The following is a 19,427-nucleotide window of genomic DNA, read 5'->3' as shown; positions in this document are numbered from 1 at the left end:
CGGTTGCGGGGGCTGTCCTCAGCCGGGAATCTCGAACAGGCCGGCAGCGCCCATGCCGCCGCCGATGCACATGGTCACCACCACGTAGCGCACACCGCGCCGGCGCCCCTCGATCAGGGCGTGCCCCACCATGCGCGCGCCGGACATGCCGAAGGGATGCCCGATGGCGATGGCGCCGCCATCGACGTTGAGGCGGTCGTTGTCGATGCCGAGCTGATCGCGGCAGTAGATCACCTGGCAGGCGAAGGCCTCGTTCAGCTCCCACAGCCCGATGTCGGCCACGCTCAGTCCGTGCCGCGCCAGGAGCTTCGGCACCGCGAAGACCGGGCCGATGCCCATCTCCTCGGGTCCGCAGCCGGCAACCGCGCATCCGCGATACAGGCCCAGGATCGGCAGGCCGTGCGACTCGGCGGCATCGCGCCGCATGAGCAGGGCCGCGGCGGCGCCATCGGAAAGCTGCGAGGCGTTGCCGGCGGTGATGAACCGGCCCTGCTCCACCCAGCGCCCGTTCTTCCATACCGGCTTGAGTCCGGAGAGCCCTTCCAGCGTGGTGTCGGCGCGGTTGCCCTCGTCCTGCTTCAGCGTCACCACCTCGTGGCCGGCGGGCTGCTTGTCGGCATCGAAGAGCAGCTTCTGCGCGGTCAGCGGCGCGATCTCGTCGTCGAAACGGCCGGCGCGCTGCGCTTCGGCCGTGCGCTGCTGGCTCTGGAAGGCGTAGGCGTCCTGCGCCTCGCGCGGGATGCCGTAGCGCTCGGCGACGATCTCGGCGGTCTCGATCATCGGAATGTAGGCGCCCGGCTCCTGCGCGATGACTGCTTCCGACACCGCGCGGTAGCTGTTCTTGTGCGGATTCTGCGTCAGCGAGATCGATTCCAGACCGCCGCCGATGACGATGTCCTGCTCGCCGGCGATGATGTTCTTGGCCGCGATGGCGATGCTCATCAGGCCCGAGGAACACTGGCGGTCGAGGGTCATGCCCGAGACCGTCTTCGGCAGCCCCGCGGTGTAGGTGCAGAGGCGGCCCAGGTTGTAGCCCTGGGTGCCCTGCTGCGCGGCGGCGCCGATGATGACATCGTCCACCGAGGCGGGATCGACGCCGGCGCGCTCGACGCAGGCCTTGATGACATGCCCGCCCAGCACCGGGGCCTCGGTGTCGTTGAAGGCCCCGCGATAGGCCTTGCCGATGGGCGTGCGGGCGACGGATACGATGGCGGCTTCGGGCATTTCGAACCTATCCTTGAACCACGGATTTCACGGATTTCGGGGATTGGTCGCTGGTGTCGCTGACAAGGTCAGCGCACACCAGAGACAAAAGACAATCTGTGGAAATCTGCGAAATCTGTGGTTCCAAAAAGATCAAAAGTAGTAACGGCTGATGGTGTCGGCGACGCAGGCCGGGCGTTCCTCGCCCTCGATCTCGACGGTGACGCGGATCACCGCCTGCGTGCCGCCATCCCGGGTCGCCTCGGCGGCGATCATCTCGCCGCGACCGCGGATGCGCGCGCCGACCTTGACTGCATTGGGAAAGCGCACCTTGTCGCAGCCGTAGTTGACGCCCATGCGCATGCCGCGGATCTCGACGATCTCGGGCAGGAAGCGGCTGACCAGCGACAGCGTGAGGTAGCCGTGCGCGATGGTGGCACCGAACGGCCCATCCTTCGCGCGCTCGGGATCGACGTGGATCCACTGGTGGTCGTCGGTGGCGTCGGCGAAGGTGTCGACGCGTTCCTGGGTAACGGTCAGCCACTCGCCGCTGCCGAGCTCCGTGCCGGCGGCGGCGAGGATGGCGTCCGGGGAATCGAAGACGGTGGCCATGAATCTCCTCAGGGATGCTGGCTGGAGGCCGAGAGCACCTCGCCCACCAGATAGGAACTGTAGTCGGACGCAAGCATCACGATGCAGTTGGCGATCTCCCAGACCTCGGCCGCGCGCCCGAAGGCCTCGCGGCTGGCGAGCTGCTCGAGCAGCTCCTGCGGCGCGGTCTTGCGCAGGTGGTCGTGGAAGGCGATGGACGGCGCCACCGCATTGATGCGGATGCCGTGATCGGCGGCCTCCAGCGCGCTGCAGCGGGTCAGCGCCATGACCCCGGCCTTGGCCGCGGCATAGTGGGCCTGCTCCTTCTGCGCCCGCCAGCCGAGCACCGAGGCATTGTTGACGATGGCCCCGCGCCCGCGGGGCTGCATCCTGCGCAGCATGGCGCGGGTCATGCGGAAGGTGCCGGTGAGGGTCACGTCGAGCACCCGGCTCCACTCATCGTCGGTCATGTCGACCACCAGGCGGCTGCCACCGAGGCCGGCGTTGTTGACCAGCAGGTCGACGCCGTCGCAGTGCGCCTCGGCCGCATCGATCAGCGCCTGCACCTCGTCCTCGACGGTGACGTTGGCGAGCTGGCCGGCGATCGCGGCATCCGGAAAATCCGCGCGCAGGCGGTCAACGGCCTCGCCCAGGCGGCGCTCGTGAATGTCCGCGATCATCAGCGCGCGGGCACCCTCCTCCAGCACACGCCGCGCCGTGGCATTGCCGATGCCGCCACCGGCCGCGGCCGTGATCAGCACCGACTTTCCGGCGAGCAGACCGTGCGCCGGCACGTAGTCCGGCGCCGGCGTCATGCCGCCACCTCGTCGCCATCAGCATCCGGAAAGCCAACCACCGATTTCACCGATTCCACAGATCGGGGATCGGTTGATGAAATCCGTCGCCGGTCAGCCTCGCCTGCGGCGCCGCTGCGCATCGCCATTGCGGTTCTCACGAAGGACAGGAAGAGAATCTGGGGAAATCTGTGCAATCTGTGGTTCCAGGTTTGTTCAACCGCGAGGCTCGCGCGGCAGGCCGAGGCCGCGCTCGGCGATCAGGTTGAGCTGGATCTCGTTGCTGCCGGCGTAGATGGTGTCGGCGCGCGAGAAGAAGAAGATCTGCTGCAGCCGCTTGATGGCGGGATCCTCGGAGGGCACATCGCCGTCGGGGCCGAGCACGTCCATCGCCAGCTTGCCGAGGTCGCGGTGCCAGTTGGACCAGTAGTACTTGTAGATCAGCGCCTCGCGCGTCAGCTTGAGGTCGTCGGCACCCGCCAGCATGCGCAGCGCGTTGTAGCGCATGACGCGCAGCCCGCCCCAGGCATCGGCGATGCGCGCCCGGATGTGCGGATCGCCGGCGCGGCCGGTGCGCTCCGCCGCCTCGATGACGAGCTGCAGCTCGTGCGCGAAATGCATCTGCTGGCCGAGCGTGGACACGCCGCGCTCGATCTCCAGCAGGCCCATCGCCACCGACCAGCCCTCGCCCGGAGCACCGACCAGACAGTCGGCCTCGGCCACCGCTTCGTCGAAGAAGACCTCGTTGAACTCGGAGCCGCCGCTCATCTGCCGGATCGGCCGGATGCTGATCCCGGGCTGGTCCAGCGGCATCAGCAGGAAGCTCAGGCCGTGCCGCCCCTTGCTGCCCGGCTCGCTGCGCGCGAGCACGAAGATCCAGTCCGACTCGTGCGCCAGCGAGGTCCAGATCTTCTGTCCGGACACCCGCCAGCTGCCGTCGTCGTGCTGCCAGCAGCGGGCCTGCACATTGGCCAGATCGGAGCCGGCGGCAGGCTCGGAGTAGCCCTGCGCCCAGAATTCGCGCCCCGCGACGATGCCGGGCAGGAAGCGCGCCTGCTGCGCTTCGCTGCCGTAGCGGATCAGCGCCGGCCCGATGAGCCCTTCGCCGATGTGCCCCATGCGACCCGGGCCGCCGGCGCGCGCGTATTCCTCGTGGAAGATGACCTGCTGGTCGATCGACAGACCGCGGCCGCCGAAGCGCTCCGGCCAGCCCACGCAGGTCCATCCGCCGGCCGCCAGCTCGCGCTCCCAGCGCTTGCGCAGCTCGGGGTCGGCCTCCTCGTCGCCGGGGCCGCCGCGATGCTTGAGGGCCGCGAAGGGCCCGGTCAGATGGGCGGCCATCCAGTCCGCGATCGCCGCGCGGAAATCCGTCGGCGCCGGCGGTGTCTTGTCGGCTGCCAGCGCCATCACGCCGCCTCGGCCCGGAAGAGGTGTGCCGCCACCTCGGCGCGCAGCGCCTCCGGGGTGCCCAGCCAGTGGTGCGCGGCCTGCATCCGCTTGAAATACAGGTGCGGGTCGTACTCCCAGGTGAAGCCCACCCCGCCGTGCAGCTGGATGGCCTCCTGGGCACAGAAGAAGCCGGTGGTGTCGGCGCGGGCGCGCAGCGCCGCGCATTCCGCAGCCAGCGCGGCCGTGTCGGTCCCGGTCTCGGCCAGTCGCGCCGCACCGTGGACGCCCGAGCGGAGCGCCTCGATCGCCACCATCATCTCGGCACAACGGTGCTTGACGGCCTGGAAGGAACCCACCGCGCGGCCGAACTGCTTGCGCTCGGCGACATAGGCAGTGGTCAGATCCAGGCACTGCTGCGCCGCCCCCAGGGTCTCGGCGGCAATCGCCAGACGCGCCAGCGCGGTCGCGCGCGGCAGCTCGCTGCGCAGGCGCCCGGCGTCGTCCACGCGCTCGGCCGCAACATCGCGCAGCGCGACCTCGGCGAAGCGGCGCGTGGCGTCCCAGCCGGCGCGGGTGCGCACGGTCACGCCCTCCGCCGCGCTCGGCACGGCGAACAGGCCGATGCCGTCGTCGCCGGGCAGACGCGCGAACAGCAGCAGCGTATCCACCGCGGCGGCGTCCGGCACCCGCGCAACGTCGCCCCGCAGGTGCCACCCCGCGTCGTCGGAACGCGCCTCCAGATTCTCCGCTGCATCGGTCCAGTCGGCGGTCGCGGGCAGCGGCGCCGAGAGGCCGACACGGCCCTCCGCGACGCCTGGCAGCCAGCGCCCCCGCGCACCGTCATCGGCGACCGTCCGAAGGAGGTTCGCACCCAGCGCCAGCGTCGCGAACAGCGGCGCACAGAGCAGATGCCTTCCGGCCTGCTCGAAGAGCAGCGCCTCGGTGAGCGCTCCCATGCCCATGCCGCCGTGTGCCTCGTCGATGCCGACCGCGCACCAGCCGAGCTCGCCGGCGATCCGGCGCCAGGCGTCGTGATCCACGCCGTCCTCGGCCTCGATGCAGGCGCGCACGGCCGCCGAGTCGCTGACGCCGTCGAGGAAGTCGGCGGCCGCGTCGCGGATCATGCGTTCGTCTTCGCTGAGGGAAAGTTCCATTGCCACGCAGTCGGAAGCGATGCGGCGATCTTGCGGGCGCGCACCGCCGGGCTCATCACCCGTTGGGATTAGTGAGGACGCCTTACCAGCGCGGTGGCGGACCATGCGCCGCCACCACGCCGGTTCGCGCGATCAGGTGCCGTAGACCTTCTGCGGCGCGGGCGCCTTCGCGATCAGCGCCTCGACCGCCCTGCCGATCTCGGCCGGCGCCCAGCGCGTGCCCTTGTCGTTGACCTCCCCGGTGCGCCAGCCATCGGCCACCGAGATGCGGCCGCCGTCGGCCTCGAAGACGCGGCCGCTCACGGCAGCAGACTGCGGACTGCACAGCCAGACCACGATGGGCGAGACGTTCTCGGGTGCGAAGTGGTCGAAGCCGTCCTCGGGCTTCTTCATGACGTCGGCGAAGACGTCCTCGGTCATGCCGGTGCGCGCCGCCGGCGCCAGCGCGTTGGACGTGATGCCGTAGCGGCCGAGCTCGGCGGCCTGGATCAGCGTCAGCGTGGCGATGCCGCCCTTGGCGGCGCCGTAGTTGCTCTGCCCCACCGAGCCCTGCAGACCGGCACCGGAGGTGGTGTTGATGATGCGCGCGTCGACCTTCTCGCCGCGCTCCTTGACCTGTGCGCGCCAGCGCTTCACCAGCACGTTGCTGATGCAGAAGTGGCCCTTGAGATGGACCTTGACGACGATGTCCCAGTCCTCCTCGGACATGCTGGCGAACATCTTGTCGCGCAGCACGCCGGCATTGTTGACCACGGCGTGCACGTCGCCGAAGGCCTCGGCGGCGGCATTGACGATGGCCTCGGCGCCGCTGGTGGTGGTGATGTCATCGCTGTTGGCAATGGCGCGGCCACCGGCGGCGTCGATCTCGCCGGCCACGGTTTCGGCCGCCTCGCGGTTGATGTCGTTGACCAGCACCGCCGCGCCTTCCGCCGCCAGCGCGAGCGCGTGCGCCCGGCCCAGACCGCCACCTGCGCCGGTGATGATGACGCTGCGTCCTTCACAAATTGCCATTGCTGGCTCCTTCCAGGATATTCGTTACAAAAAAGCGCTTGAACCACAGATTTCACGGATTCACACAGATCTTTCTCTCTGTTTCCTTTTCCGGAACTGCGGAATCTGTGCGATCCGTGGTTTCAAAGCCGCTCGATGATGGTGACGTTGGCCACGCCGCCGCCCTCGCACATGGTCTGCAGGCCGTAGCGGCCGCCGCGCCGCTCGAGCTCGTGGAGCAGCGTGGTCATGAGCTTGGTGCCGGTCGCGCCCAGCGGGTGGCCGAGCGCGATGGCGCCGCCGTTGACGTTGACCTGCTCGTGCGCGAAGCCGGTTTCGTGCATCCACGCCATGGGCACCGGCGCGAAGGCCTCGTTGCATTCGGCGATATCGATGTCGGACGGCTTGAGACCGGTCTTCTTCAGCGCGTGCTGGGTCGCCGGGATGGGGGCGGTCAGCATGGCGATCGGGTCGTCACCCATAAGCCCCATGTAGTGGATGCGGGCGCGCGGCTTCAGGCCGTAGCGCTTGAGCGCGGCTTCCGACACCACCAGCATCGCCGAGGCGCCGTCGCAGGTCTGGCTGGCCACCGCGGCGGTCAGGCTGCCGCCCTCGGCCAGCACCTCGAGCTCGGCCATCTTCTCGAGCGAGGTCTCGCGCGTGGTTTCGTCCTGCTCGAGTCCGTTGAGCGGGACGAGCTCGCGGTCGAAGTGGCCCGCCGCGATGGCGGCGCGCCCGCGCTCGTGGCTCTCCAGTGCGAAGCGCTCCATGGCCTCGCGGTCGAAGCCCCAGCGGTCCGCGATCATCTGCGCGCCGTTGAACTGCGTCACCGGCGCATCGCCGAAGCGCGCCTTCCAGCCCTTGCTGCCGGAGAACGGATCGTCGAAGCCCAGCGGGCGGCCGGCCATCATCGACGAGCCGATCGGCACGCTGCTCATGGTCTGCACGCCGCCGGCGATGACGACGTCCTGAACGCCGCTCATCACCGCCTGTGCGGCGAAGTGCACGGCCTGCTGCGACGAGCCGCACTGCCGATCGATGGTGACGCCCGGCACGCTGAGCGGCAGCCCCGCCGCCAGCCAGCAGGTGCGCGCGATGTTGCCCGCCATCGGGCCGACGGTGTCGACACAGCCGAAGACGACATCGTCGATCTCCTCGGCCGGCACCGGATTGCGATCGACCACCGCCTTGATGACGTGCGCCCCCAGGTCGGCGGCGTGGACTTCGGCGAGACTCCCGCGGCGCTTGCCGGTGGGCGTGCGCAGCGCGTCTACGAGATAGGCTTCGGGCATCGGTGACTCCTGGTTGTCAATGCGCCGACGCCTGCGCACAGGCGCCGCCGCTTCGGTTGAAGGGATGCCGGCTCCGCAGGTGGACGGCGGGCCGGCTCCCGGCGTTCTGGCGAAACGGACCGCTCACGCGGTCTCGAAGGTGCTGGCCGGACCGAGCGCCGCTTCATCCGCGAAGATGGCATCGGCCACGAGTGCCTTGTGGTGCGCGAGATCGCCCCAGGCGTTGTCGAGCACCCAGGCACGCTTCATGAACATCTGCAGGTCGGCCTCCCAGGTATAGCCCATGGCGCCGTGCGCCTGGAGGCTGGCGCGCGCCGCCTTGTGCGCCGCGTCGCTGGCCTGGATGCGGGCCTGCGCGATGGCATGGGCGGCGCCGGCATGCCCGTGCGCCAGGGCATAGGCGGCGCGATGGAGCACCGGCTCGGCGAACTCGATGGCGACCGCGACATCCGCCAGCGGATGCTTGACCCCCTGGAAGCTGCCGATGATCTTGCCGAACTGCTTGCGCTGCGCGGCGTGATCGACGCCGAGGTCGAGCATGCGCTGCGCCAGGCCGATCAGCTGGGCGGCCACCGCCAGCGCGCCGCGATTGCTGGTGTCGGCCCACAGCCGTGCGCCGATGCGTGCGTCGGCGATGCGGTTCGCGGCTTCCGGCGTCCAGTCGACGGTGAACAGCCGCCGCGACATGTCGATGCTCGGCTGCGCGGTCAGGGTGACCTGATCCGGCGTCAGCGCGTGCACGGCGTCCTCGTGCCACAGCAGCAGCAGATCGGCCGTGCCGGCGTCCGCGACGAAGGGGTTGACCGGATGCCCCACCGCCACGCGCGCGCTGCCGTCGGCGATGCGCGGCAGCCACTCGCGCTTGAGCGCGACGTCGGCGGCCAGTCCGCAGATCAGGCCGGTGCCCAGATAGGCGGTATCGATCAGCGAATCCGGAATGGCGTAGTAGCCCAGCTCCTGCTGGACCAGCACCCAGTCGAGGTCGCCGAGCGCGATGCCGCCGAACTCCTCCGGCACCGACAGTGCCGTAAGGCCCTGATCGGCCAGCTTGGCGCGCAGCTCCGCGGAGCGCCCGCTCTGGGTCTCCCAGATGTCGCGCAGCATTTCCGGCGCGGCCTCGACGACGAGGAACTTGCGGATGGCGTCGCGGAAGGCGAGCTGATGGCTCTCGAAGGTGAAGTCCATGGTCAGGCTCGGGGCAGGCCGAGCATGCGCTCGGCGATGATGTTGCGCTGGATCTCGTTGGTGCCGGCGTAGATGGGGCCGGCCTGGGCGAACAGGAATCCGTCCAGCCAGTGGCCGATGCCGGCCGCCTCGGGCGCGTGCGGCAGCAGCTCGGCGCGCGCGCCGAGGATCTTCATGGCTGTGTCGTGCAGCATCAGATCGAGCTCGGACCAGAAGATCTTGTTGGTGCTGGCCTCGATGCCGATGCTCCCGCCCTTGGCGATGCGCGAGGCCGTGCGATAAGTGGCCAGCGCATAGGCCTCGGCGGCGACGTAGCCGCGCAGCACCGCATCGCGGATGCCGGGATCGCGGTCGGCGCGTGCCTGGTTGGCGCGATACAGCGCCACCAGCGCCTTGGCGGTCTGCTGGAAGCGACCCGGCGAGCGCAGCATGAGGCCACGCTCGAAACCGGCCGTGGCCATGGCGATGCGCCAGCCGGCGCCCTCGTCGCCGAGCCGGTTCTCCACCGGCACGCGCACGTTGTCGAAGAAGATCTCGGCAAAGCCGGGCTGCCCGTTGAGCTGGCGGATCGGCCGGATGCTGATGCCCGGCAGGTCCAGCGGCAGCAGCACGAAGCTCATGCCCTGGTGGCGCTGCGCCCTGGCGTCGCTGCGGAACAGCCCGAACAGCCAGTCGGCATAGACCGCACGCGTCGACCAGGTCTTCTGGCCGTTGATGACGTAGTGGTCGCCGTCACGCTCGGCCCGGCAGCGGATGGCCGCCATGTCGGAACCGGCGCCGGGCTCGGACCACCCCTGCGCCCAGATGTCCTCGCCCGATGCCATGCGCGGCAGGAAGCGCGCCTTCTGCTCCTCGGTGCCGTACTCCATCAGGGTCGGCGCCAGCAGGAAGATGCCGTTCTGGTTGACGCGCAGCGGCGCGCCCGAGCCCCAGTACTCTTCCTCGAAGATCAGCCAGTCGATGAGGCCGAGGTCGCGGCCGCCGAAGGCGGTCGGCCAGGTCACCGCGGACCAGCCGCCGGCATGCAGCGTGCGCTCCCACTCGCGGTGCGCCGCGAACCCTTCCTCGGTGTCGAGGCTCGGCAGCGGCTCCTTCGGTACGTGTTCGGCGAGCCAGGCGCGCACTTCCTCGCGGAAGCTGTGCTGGCTCCGGGTGTATTCCAGTCTCATGGGGTCTCGGGGGTGTTGTGATCGCGCGCGTCGAACCGCGCGTCGCGTTTTTCGACAAAGGCCCGCCGCGTCTCGGCGGAGTCCGGGCTCATGTAGGCCTGGAGCGTGAAACCCTGCTCCCAGCGGTACTTGTCCTCGAGGTTGCCGTCCTCGATGCCGTTGAGCGATTCCTTGGCCAGCCGCAGCATGGCCGCGCTCTTGCCGGCGATCCGGGCGGCCAGCGCCATGGCACGATCGCGCAGCTCGGCATCCGGCACCACCGCCTCGACGGCGCCCAGGCGGTGCGCCTCGGCGGCATCGATGGGATCGCCGGTGAAGTACATCGCGCGCACCTTCTGCACCGGGAACAGGCGCTGGAGGTGGGCGCCGCCGCCCATCGCGCCGCGATCGACCTCGGGCACGCCGAAGCTGGCGCTCTCGGCGGCGACCAGCACGTCGGCGGCTCCGGCGATGCCGATGCCGCCGCCAAGCACGAAGCCGTGCAGCGCCACGATCACCGGCAGCGGGTTGCGATGGATCGCCTCGAAGGTGCGGTAGTTGCCGGCGTTGACGTCGACGATGCGCTCGGGATGCGCATCCAGCTCCTTGATGTCGACGCCGGCGCAGAAGCCCTTGCCCTCGGCGCGAATGACGATGACGGCGATGTCGGCGCGCGCGCCGAGGGCGTGAATGGCATCGGCCAGCGCGTGCCAGCCGTCGCTGTCGAGAGCGTTGACCGGCGGCTTGGCGAGGACCAGCTCGCCGATGCCGTCGCTGCATTCGATGCGAAACGGTGTGCTCATGCCGCGTCTCCCTGCTTGCTGGTGTCGGCCGCGCCGTCCGTCGGCCGCGGCAGCGCCTCGAGGCGAGCGACGGCATCGGCCATGATGGTGTCGATGAGGCTGGCCACCGGCGGCAGGTCGTCGAGCACCGAGGCCACCTGTCCGCTGGGCAGCACGCCCTCGTCCGGATGCCCCTCGACCATCGCGCGCTGGATCAGCACCGGCGCGTTCGCGGCCGACAGGGTCTGGGTGATGGAATCGCCCGAGCGCATCGCCGCCACGAAGGTGCGCAGCATGTGCGCAATGCTCATGCCGGTGCGCTGCTTCCAGCGCCAGGCCGAACCCAGCGCCACGAATAGGCGACGCAGGCTGCCGCCGCGCTCGAGCCGCTCGAGATAGGGGTTGTCGATCATGCGCTGCGGCATGCCGTCGACCGCGGTCGACGCGCGGATCCTCGCCGCATCGCGGACTTGCTGGTAGCGCGCGAGCGTGCTGCGCGGCACCGGCGATTCGGCGGTCATCAGGAAGCGCGTGCCCATGGCGATGCCGGCCGCGCCCCAGGCCAGCGCGGCCGCCAGACCGCGACCGTCGTGGAAGCCGCCGGCGGCGACCACCGGCACGTCCACTGCCTTCAGCACCTGCGGAAGCAGCAGCGTGGTGGGCGTCGATCCGGTATGCCCGCCGCCCTCGCCGCCCTGCACGGTGATGATGTCCGCGCCCAGCTCGACCGCCTTCACGGCGTGCTTGAGCGCGCCCACCGTGGGCATGCACAGCACGCCGGCGTCCTTGAAGCGACGGATGGTCGCGGCGTCGGGCCCGCGTCCGTAGCTCACCGCGCGCACGCGGTCGGCATTGGCCAGCACGCGCTCGATGACGTCCTGCGCGTTGGGCTGGAACATGTGGAAGTTGACGCCGAAGGGTCCGCTGCAGCTGTCGCGCAGATCGGCCAGCGCGGCGTCCAGCTCCGGTGTCGACATGGTCGCGGCTGCCAGGAAGCCGAAGCCGCCGGCATTGGTTGTGGCGGCGACCAGCTTCGCGTCGGCCACCCATCCCATCGCGGTCTGCACCACGGGATGGCGGCAGCCCAGCATCTCCGTCAGCGGCGTGCGGATCTCCGGCATCAGCGCTGCACGATGACGCAGGACCCGTGACCGAAGAGGCCCTGATTGGCGGTGATGCCGACGCGCGCGCCGTCGACCTGGCGACTGCCCGCCCGGCCCGAGAGCTGCCAGTGCAGCTCGCAGACCTGCGCGATGGCCTGCGCCGGCACGGCCTCGCCGAAGCACGCCAGCCCGCCGGAGGGGTTGACCGGGAGCCGGCCACCGACGGCGGTGTCGCCGCGGCGCAGCCACTGCGCCGCCTCGCCGCGCGCGCACAGCCCGAGATCCTCCATCCAGTCGAGCTCGAGCGCGGTGGACAGATCGTAGACCTCGGCGACGTTGACATCCCCGGGCCCGATGCCGGCCTGCTCGAAGGCGGGTTTCGCCAGCGTGGCGCGGAAGCTGTGCGGCTCGGCGGCCACCGCCGAGTCGGTCGCCAGATCCGGCATCTCGACCGTGCTGGACGCGAAGGTCGGCGTGGCGGTCGAGATCCCCGCCACGCGCGGCGCATCGGCGCGCCCGAGGCGCCTGGCGTAGGCCTCGCTGCAGACCACCAGCGCGGCCCCGCCGTCGGAAGTGGCGCAGACATCCATCAGGCGCAGCGGATCGGCCACCACCGGCGAGTCGGCGACATCCTGCGCCGAGAAGCGCTTGCGGTAGCGCGCGTTGGCGTTGTCGGCACCGTGCGCGGCGTTCTTGACCTTGACCGCGGCGAAATCCTCGACGGTATCGCCGTACATGGCCATGCGCCGGCGCGCGTACAGCGCGAAGTAGGTCGGGTTGGTGATACCCACGCGGAAGCGCACCCAGTCCGGATCGTCGGGGCGCTCGCCGGCGTTGGGCTTGAGGAAGCCCTTGGGCGTGGTGTCGGCCCCCACCACCAGTGCGACCTCGCACTCGCCGGCCAGGATCTTGGCGCGCGCCGCGGCCAGCGCCTGGGCACCGGAGGCACAGGCGGCGTAGGAGGTGTTGACCTGCGCGCCCTGCCAGCCCAGCGCCTGCGCGAAGGTGGCGCCGGCAACGTAGCCGGGATAGCCGCAGCGCACGGTGGCCGCGCCCGAGACGAAGCCGACATCGCGCCACGGCACGCCGGCCTCGGCCAGCGCCGCGCGCGCGGCGTGCACGCCGTAGCGCACGAAGTTGTGCCCCCACTTGCCCCAGGGGTGCATGCCGGCGCCGAGTATCGCGACCGAGCCGCTCATGCCGCACCTCCGGCGACCGGGCGCCACTTCCAGATCAGCGCGTCGCCGTCGTCGTCGGTGTACAGCGCCTCGACGACCAGCTCCATGGCCATGCCCACTTCGAGATCGGCGAGCCCGGTGCCGGCAGCGCACTGGCCGAGCACGACCATGCGCTCGCCGTCGAGCTCGACCGCCGCGATGGCGAAGGGCTCGTAGGGATCCGATACCGGCACGTACGGCGGCGGCGGCTGATAGGCCGCATTGGTGTAGGACCACAGGCGGCCGGTCCGCGACAGCGGCAGATCCTCGAAGGTCTCGCTGTCGCAGTCCGGATGCCGGCAGAAGCTGTCGAGGCGCGGAAAGTAGTAGGTGCCGCAGCCGGTGCAGCGGCTGCCCAGCAGGTGCGGCACCCCATCCACCTCGGTGAGATAGCCGTCGAGGGCGTGACGCGGGGCGGTTTCGGTCATGCCGCCTCCCGGATCGCCGGCGGATTGTCCTTGATCTGGCGGGCGCGCAGGCCGTGCGGATCCATGCGCGCGATGACCGCGAGCTGCTCGGCGGTGGGCAGCGGCGTCTCGGTCATGTCCTCGGCCGCCAGCAGCGGAAAGCCGGTGGCCGCCTGGACCTCCTCGAAGCTCACGCCCGGGTGCAGCGAGCGCACCCGCGCGGCATGGTCGGGGCCGTCGAAATCCATCACGCAGAGATTGGTCACGATGATGCCCAGCGTCGCGAAGTCGCGCTTCATTCCGGGCTCCCAGCGCTCCGGCCTGAAGCCGACGCCGCTGACCATGTCGACCTCGCCCTCGACGAACACGCGCGTGTTGTGCTGCGGCACGAAGAAGGAGTTGCGATGGTTGATGCTGTTGCCGGGCAACCCGCGCACACCCAGGATGGCGGCCTTGGGCTGCTCGTAAGTGCCACCGACCACCGAAAGATTGGTCTGCGCCCAGCGATCGATCTGCGTCGGCCCGATCATGGCGTGGCGCGCGCCGAACCAGACGCACTCGAACACCCGCTCGAAGGGCATGTAGCCCTCGTAGCGCGGCTGGTAGTCGCCGCGCGGGCCGATGGGCACCGGCTCGGCGACCAGATGCGCCTCGCTATCGGTCATCAGAAGCTCGGGCGAGTGCGTGAGCTTGGCGAGGCTCGCGCCCAGGCGCGGGATCGGGCCTATGCCGGAGGCGAAGATCTCGCCGTTGTCGCGCCAGGCTTCGCTGGCGGCGACGATCATCAGTTCCGCGAGGGTCGGCGATTCAGACATGCTGCTTCTCCGCGGTAAAGGGGGTGGCGTCGGCGGGCATCGTCAAAACACCGGCAGCGGCAGGCCGCGCACGTGGGCCTCGCCGCCGACGGCGTCGAGATAGGCGGCCTCGCCGGGCGCGACGTAGTGATCGAAGTAGCCGGTCCAGCCATCGGCCTCGGCGGCCGAGGCGTTGTAGGCCTTGAGATGGGCCATGTCCCATCCGTAGTCCGGCCCCATGTAGGTGGGATGCGCACCGCACGGCGCGTGCACCACGCCGCTGACGAGGTAGCGCTCGAAGCGGTTCTCGACGGCGGCATCCGCATCCAGTGCCAGATGGTCCTCGAGCTGCTCGCAGCTCACGTAGGTGGCATCGGCGGCACGCGCGAACAGGTGATCGAAGAACAGGTCGCGCCCGCGCATCAGCGTATTGCCCAGCCGGTCCGCGACATTGACGTGCAGCAGGCAGGCATCGAGCTTCAGCGCCGGCATGGCGACGTAGACCTCGCCGTCGTCGTAGGGCGAGGCAACCGTCTTCAGCTCCGGATTGCGCTTCATCACGTCGGTGGCGAGCCCGACCCTGGTGGGCAGGAAGGACATGCGCATGCCGGCGGCGCGCAGGCCCCACTCGAACATGCCCTCGTCCAGCTCCATGATCGACAGCTCGCCGCTCTGGCGCGCCTTGCGGAAGTACGGCTCGAGCGGGATGGCGTCCATGGTCACGAAGGGATAGACCAGACGCTTCACCTTGCCCGCGGCGCACAGCATGCCGACCTCCGGGCCGCCGTAGGCCACCACGGTGAGATCGCGCACGTCCGAGCGCAGCAGCTCGCGCACCAGCGCCATCGGCTTGCGCCGCGGCCCCCAGCCGCCGATGCCCAGCGTCATGCCGCTTTCCAGACGGCCGATGACCTCGGCCGCCGCCATGTTCTTGTCCAGCGCCATGCTCTCCCCTTACTGGAAGCCGACCGAGAAGTCGTGGCCCCAGATGCTCACGCTCTCGGTGTGGGTGGTCTCGTGGCGACTCGGATCGACGATCTCCCCGCCCCAGCCGAACTCCAGCGCGAAATTCGACGGCGTCATCATGTAGAACGACGTCATCTTGTCGTTGGTGTGCTGCCCCAGGGTCGCCATAAGCTTGACGTCGAACGCCTGCATGCGGTCGTGCGCCCTGCCGACCTCGGTCATCGACTCGACCTCCACCATGATGTGGACGCAGCCCGCCGGATTCGGCATCTCGGCCAGCGCGAGGCTGTGGTGACGGCCGTTGATGCAGTGCAGGAAGTGAATGCGCATGCCCGGAGAGCCGTCCGGCGGCTGGAAGTTGAACTCGTCCGAGACACCGAAGCCCAGCCGTTCCACGAAGAAGGCGCGCGTCTCGTCGAAGGGCAGCGCCGGCAGCACCGTGTGCCCCATGCCGTACTTGCCGGTCTTGAAGGCCGGAACCCCGATCGGCGACACGAAGGCTTCGCTGCCGCCGGTGTAGCCGTGGCCGAGTTCGTGGCGGTTGCCGGCCGGGTCGCGGAAGGTCGCGATGTCGCTGACGCGCCGCGCCTGCTTCAGCGCCGCGTCCCCGCGCTCGACCGGCTGGCCGGCTGCCTCGATGACCGCGATGGTCTCCTCGAAGGCGGCCGCATCGGCGACTTCCCACCCGGAGGCGAAATAGCGATCCTCGTCCCCGGCAACCACGCTGATGCGGAAATCGCGCTCGTCCATCTTCAGCGCGAGCCCGTCGCCGTCGTCCAGCGCCTGCATGCCGAGCACCTGCTCGGCGTACGCGCGCCAGCGCGGGATGTCGGTGGATTCGGCCACGACATAGGCGAGCTGGGAAACTTGCGGCATGGCGGTCTCTGCCCCTTGAAGTGCGCCGCCATTATCAAAAACCCCACCCCCCACCAGCTTCGTCTATTGGGGTGAGTCCAGACCGAAGTGCCAGTGGCACTTCGCAGCTGGACTCACCGCCGTGGCCACGGATGGCCGCGGCAGGGTCACTTAGCGAGGCCCGGATGGCCGAGCTTAGTGACCGCGGGCGAGCTGCGACCGAGGTGCCAGTGGCACCTCGCAGCGCGGTGAGCGCTCGGACATGGATGTCCGAGCCGGGGGTGGTTGAAGCTCGGCTGTCGCGCCACGGACGGCCACTCGGCGCCCAAGCCCGCCCGCCATTGAGCAAAGGTGCCCCACCCGATCCGGAACACCCCACCCCGTCACCCCCGCCGCACATCCCCCCGCGCATCCGCCAGAACCCGATCCCGCGCCCTCACGTTCCGCCGCCGATACACCCAGGTCCCCACCTTCATCCACAACGGCTCATTCAGCGTGAAGCTCTTGCGCTCGCACCGTCGCGTGATGCGCCAGCCGTGCTCGGTGCGTCGGTATTCGTCCTCGTACCAGACGCCGATCACCATGGTCCGCTTCAGACCCGGGATCAGGTCCGGCAGCACCATGGGGTTGAGGCAGGCGACCTGCCCGGTGGCCGTATCCCCGTCGATGCAGTAGCTGAAGTTGCCGACGAAGTGCATGAAGCCGCCGAACAGGCCCAGCGACTCGGGCAGCCATGCCCTGACCTCCGGATAGCACCCCGCAATGCCGCCGGCAGCGGTGTAGTCGATCCAGGCATCGGGCTGGAACACCGCGTCCAGCCGATCCCACTCCCGGGCATCGATGGCGTTGGCATACGCAATGGCAAGGCGCTGCAGCGCAGCGCGATCGTCCGCTTCCGGGCCATTCATGCCCGGCTGCGGCTCATGCCCGGCGGCCCGCGCCATCGTCGAGCCGCCCCTTGTCCCCCGCCTGGAGAATGCCGCGCTCGATGCAGAAGTCCAGCAGATCGCGCAGCGTCTCGTCGGTGGGCCGGGGCTGGTAGCCGAGCTCGCGGGCGGCCTTGGAATGATCGATGGGACCGGAGGTCTCGATGGTGGCAAGCGCAACCTCCGAGAACGAGCCGGCCTCCCGGCCGAACAGCCGGGCCAGCGGCCCGACCACCGCCGCGATGCCCTTGAGCACCTTCATCGGCAGCATGAAGCGCGGTCCGCGCTCGCCGACCAGCTGCGCGGCCCGGCGACAGGCATCGATCATCGAGACGAACTCGCCGCCCAGCAGGTAGTTCTCGCCGTTGCGGCCGTGCTCGGCCGCCAGCAGCAGCCCCTGGACCACATCGCGCACGTCGACGAGGTCGAAGCCCCCCTCCACCATCACCGGCAACCGGCCGCGCGCCGAATCGACCATGTTGCCGTTCAGGTGCGGCATCGGGGAACCGAAGTCCTGCGGCCCGAAGACGCCGGTGGGATAGCACACCACCACTTCGAGGCCGCGCGCGGCGACCTTCATCACCTCACACTCGCCGGCATACTTGGAGCGCGCGTAGACGTGGAGCCCGGGATCGACCGAGCGCGGCATCGATTCGTTCATGGTCCTGCCGCGGCTCTGGTACATGTCGAAGGAGGCGATCGAACTGACGTGGACCATGCGGCGCACGCCGGCCATCAGCGCAGCTTCGGCCACCGCCTTCGCGCCTTCGACATTGACATGCCAGGTCGCCGCGTCCTCCTGCGCCAGCGAGATCTTGGCCACCAGATGGAAGACCACGTCGACGCCTTCGAGCGCCGTCTGCAGGCTGGGCGCGTCGAAGATGTCCTGCTCCTGCCACTGCGCGCGGCTGTCGAGATGCGGCGACTGCACGCGGTCCAGCGCCAGGACCTCGTGTCCGGCGTCGAGCAGTGTCCGGACCAGATTCAGCCCCACGTAACCGCAGCCCCCGGTGATCGCCGTCTTCATGTCATCCCCGATTGATAGCTGAAACGCCGACCCTAGCCGAGCGCGCACCCACCGACTTCACCCTGATGCATCAGATGCGCACACCCGATCAGAACGACCACTTGATCTCGCCGAAGAGCCGGTCGTTGTCGGCGCTGACGTTGAAGGGCCGCTGATCGCCGCCCTCATAGATCAGCACGCCGCCCACCACCTCCAGCCCGCCGCCGAGGTCGTACTCGGCATTGATGCGGTGGACGGCACCGCCGGTAGCCTCCCAGAAGCGCCCGTCGTCGTTGAACAGGACGCTGATCAGGATCACGCGGAGGCGCTGATTGAGGAAGTCGCGGGTGGCACGGAGCGCGGTCTCGCCGCGGAGCTCCCGATAGCCCGAGAGCGCGAGGTCATCATCGAAATCGTCGAGATGGCGCCCGGCGATCTCGACGGCGAAGGTGGTATCCGGCAGGCCGAAGTACTCGACGCCCAGGAGCGCGTCGTAGCGACGCACCGCCCGCGTGTCCTCGGGCAGCGCCCGGCCGTCGGCATCGGGCACCAGTGCACCGACGATGGGAATGGCGTTGATCAGCGGCAGCGGCTGCTCGAGCGGCGTGGTGCGCGTCACATCGACGCCGTCGACGAGCGCGGCCTCGTGCTTGAAGAGCCATCCCCCGCGGGTCACCTGCACGCCGAAGCCGGCCAGCGTGACGCGGCTGTGGCGCAGCACGGCAGCATTCTCGAAGTCGTCCTGGCTGGCCCCGGGACTGCGCTCGAAGGCGCTGGCATCGAGAAACGGCTCATCCATCCAGAAGCGCGCGACATTGAGGCTCAGGTCCCAGCCGGAGAACCGCCCCAGCAGCGCCGCCGCGTAGTCCGGATCCTCGAAATCGTCGGGGCGGATCTCGCGGTAGCGCACGGCGTTGCCGTCCCCGTCAGTTACCGGGTAGAAGTCGCTGCCGAAGGGCGGATTGCGCGAGAAGCGGTGCTCGGGCGTGACCACCAGCGTGGCACGCCACGGGCCGGCGTAGTGATCCAGGCGCACCATGCCGGTGGGGCGGCGCAGGTCCTCGATGTCGGCACGCCCCGGCTCGAGGTTGTCCAGCGGGTTCAGCACGTCGAGCACGCGCAGGTTGTCCGCAAAGCCCCAGACCGTGATCTGACGGCCGATCTTGAGATCGGTGGCACCGCCCAGCTCGCCGGCGATCCAGGCATCGAGCACCTCGAGCTCCTTCTCGTAGGCGTCGCGCACCGCGTCGGTGTAGTCGGCATCGCGATACGCGTAGGCCAGGTCCTGCCAGCCGGTGGCCGCAACCTCGCCGCGCCACCGTTCGCCGAGGTCGACGTCGAGTCCGAGCGTCCCCCGCAGGCGCAACCGGGACAGTCCGTCGTAATCGGTCCCGGTGGTCGAGGCGTGGTCGCGCAGGTTGTAGCTGCCCTCGGCCGACAGGCTGCCGCCGAGGTCCCAGGGCCGGTCGTCGAAGCCGCCCTGGCCCGCGGCATCGGCCGCACCGGTGTAGTCGTCCATGTCCTCGAAGCCGCCGAGGAGATCGTCCATGTCGTCCTGCGCACCGGCGCCGGCCGCAGCGCCGAGGATCGCCGCCGCCAGCGCCGTGCGGGCCATCGCGCGCATC

The 19,427-nt window shown here is 69.8% G+C and carries 18 protein-coding genes and 1 pseudogene; all 19 read right to left on the bottom strand.

Annotated elements, in window-relative coordinates; genetic code table 11:
• Nucleotides 1-18 precede the first annotated feature (18 nt).
• The gene (locus KAH28_RS04965) at nt 19-1,224 is read right to left on the bottom strand and encodes an acetyl-CoA C-acyltransferase (protein ID WP_290574791.1); all 1,206 of its coding nucleotides are present in this window, start codon (nt 1,222-1,224) and stop codon (nt 19-21) included.
• Nucleotides 1,225-1,356: 132 nt separating this feature from the next.
• Entirely contained in the window at nt 1,357-1,815 is a 459-nt protein-coding gene (locus KAH28_RS04960; RefSeq protein ID WP_290574790.1) for a MaoC family dehydratase, read from the bottom strand.
• An 8-nt stretch (nt 1,816-1,823) separates the two neighbouring features.
• Nucleotides 1,824-2,609: an SDR family oxidoreductase gene (locus tag KAH28_RS04955; RefSeq protein ID WP_290574789.1), complete on the bottom strand. Its 786-nt coding sequence runs from the start codon at nt 2,607-2,609 to the stop codon at nt 1,824-1,826.
• A 195-nt stretch (nt 2,610-2,804) separates the two neighbouring features.
• Nucleotides 2,805-3,995 carry an acyl-CoA dehydrogenase family protein gene (locus tag KAH28_RS04950; RefSeq protein WP_290574788.1) on the bottom strand — a complete coding sequence of 397 codons (1,191 nt, stop codon included), beginning with the start codon at nt 3,993-3,995 and terminating at the stop codon, nt 2,805-2,807.
• Complete coding sequence (locus tag KAH28_RS04945; RefSeq protein WP_290574786.1) at nt 3,995-5,101, bottom strand: acyl-CoA dehydrogenase family protein; 1,107 nt, start codon at nt 5,099-5,101, stop codon at nt 3,995-3,997. Before KAH28_RS04945 ends, KAH28_RS04950 begins: the two co-directional genes overlap by 1 nt.
• A 162-nt stretch (nt 5,102-5,263) precedes the next feature.
• Complete coding sequence (locus KAH28_RS04940) at nt 5,264-6,142, bottom strand: SDR family oxidoreductase (protein ID WP_290574785.1); 879 nt, start codon at nt 6,140-6,142, stop codon at nt 5,264-5,266.
• Between the two features lie 122 nt (nt 6,143-6,264).
• The gene (locus tag KAH28_RS04935) at nt 6,265-7,413 is read right to left on the bottom strand and encodes an acetyl-CoA C-acetyltransferase (protein ID WP_290574784.1); all 1,149 of its coding nucleotides are present in this window, start codon (nt 7,411-7,413) and stop codon (nt 6,265-6,267) included.
• A 123-nt stretch (nt 7,414-7,536) separates the two neighbouring features.
• Nucleotides 7,537-8,598 carry an acyl-CoA dehydrogenase family protein gene (locus KAH28_RS04930; RefSeq protein WP_290574782.1) on the bottom strand — a complete coding sequence of 354 codons (1,062 nt, stop codon included), beginning with the start codon at nt 8,596-8,598 and terminating at the stop codon, nt 7,537-7,539.
• Between the two features lie 2 nt (nt 8,599-8,600).
• On the bottom strand, nt 8,601-9,767 hold the full coding sequence (locus KAH28_RS04925) for an acyl-CoA dehydrogenase family protein (RefSeq protein ID WP_290574780.1): 1,167 nt from the start codon (nt 9,765-9,767) through the stop codon (nt 8,601-8,603).
• Complete coding sequence (locus KAH28_RS04920) at nt 9,764-10,549, bottom strand: enoyl-CoA hydratase family protein (RefSeq protein WP_290574779.1); 786 nt, start codon at nt 10,547-10,549, stop codon at nt 9,764-9,766. The genes KAH28_RS04925 and KAH28_RS04920 overlap by 4 nt, the downstream gene beginning before the upstream one ends.
• On the bottom strand, nt 10,546-11,649 hold the full coding sequence (locus KAH28_RS04915; protein ID WP_290574777.1) for a nitronate monooxygenase: 1,104 nt from the start codon (nt 11,647-11,649) through the stop codon (nt 10,546-10,548). The genes KAH28_RS04920 and KAH28_RS04915 overlap by 4 nt, the downstream gene beginning before the upstream one ends.
• Entirely contained in the window at nt 11,649-12,830 is a 1,182-nt protein-coding gene (locus KAH28_RS04910; RefSeq protein ID WP_290574776.1) for a lipid-transfer protein, read from the bottom strand. The genes KAH28_RS04915 and KAH28_RS04910 overlap by 1 nt, the downstream gene beginning before the upstream one ends.
• Nucleotides 12,827-13,276: an OB-fold domain-containing protein gene (locus KAH28_RS04905; RefSeq protein ID WP_290574775.1), complete on the bottom strand. Its 450-nt coding sequence runs from the start codon at nt 13,274-13,276 to the stop codon at nt 12,827-12,829. The genes KAH28_RS04910 and KAH28_RS04905 overlap by 4 nt, the downstream gene beginning before the upstream one ends.
• Nucleotides 13,273-14,070, bottom strand: a complete 798-nt coding sequence (locus tag KAH28_RS04900; protein WP_290574774.1) for a ketoacid CoA transferase — start codon at nt 14,068-14,070, stop codon at nt 13,273-13,275. The genes KAH28_RS04905 and KAH28_RS04900 overlap by 4 nt, the downstream gene beginning before the upstream one ends.
• 42 nt (nt 14,071-14,112) lie before the next feature.
• A complete protein-coding gene (locus KAH28_RS04895; protein ID WP_366918130.1) occupies nt 14,113-14,988 on the bottom strand; it encodes a CoA-transferase in 876 nt (291 codons plus the stop codon).
• 15 nt (nt 14,989-15,003) lie between these two features.
• Nucleotides 15,004-15,891, bottom strand: coding sequence for a VOC family protein (locus KAH28_RS04890; RefSeq protein ID WP_290574771.1), 888 nt, complete (start codon nt 15,889-15,891; stop codon nt 15,004-15,006).
• A 476-nt stretch (nt 15,892-16,367) separates the two neighbouring features.
• A pseudogene (locus tag KAH28_RS04885) lies at nt 16,368-16,778 on the bottom strand (nuclear transport factor 2 family protein); the annotation flags it as partial.
• Nucleotides 16,779-16,791: 13 nt separating this feature from the next.
• Entirely contained in the window at nt 16,792-17,823 is a 1,032-nt protein-coding gene (locus tag KAH28_RS04880) for an NAD-dependent epimerase/dehydratase family protein (protein ID WP_290574769.1), read from the bottom strand.
• An 88-nt stretch (nt 17,824-17,911) separates the two neighbouring features.
• On the bottom strand, nt 17,912-19,426 hold the full coding sequence (locus KAH28_RS04875; RefSeq protein WP_290574768.1) for a DUF1302 family protein: 1,515 nt from the start codon (nt 19,424-19,426) through the stop codon (nt 17,912-17,914).
• Between the last annotated feature and the right edge of the window lies 1 nt (nt 19,427).

This window comes from Algiphilus sp. (assembly GCF_023145115.1).
Lineage (GTDB): Bacteria > Pseudomonadota > Gammaproteobacteria > Nevskiales > Nevskiaceae > Algiphilus.
Note: the sequence above shows the minus strand (reverse complement) of the source record. Positions and strands in the feature narration are given on the sequence as shown.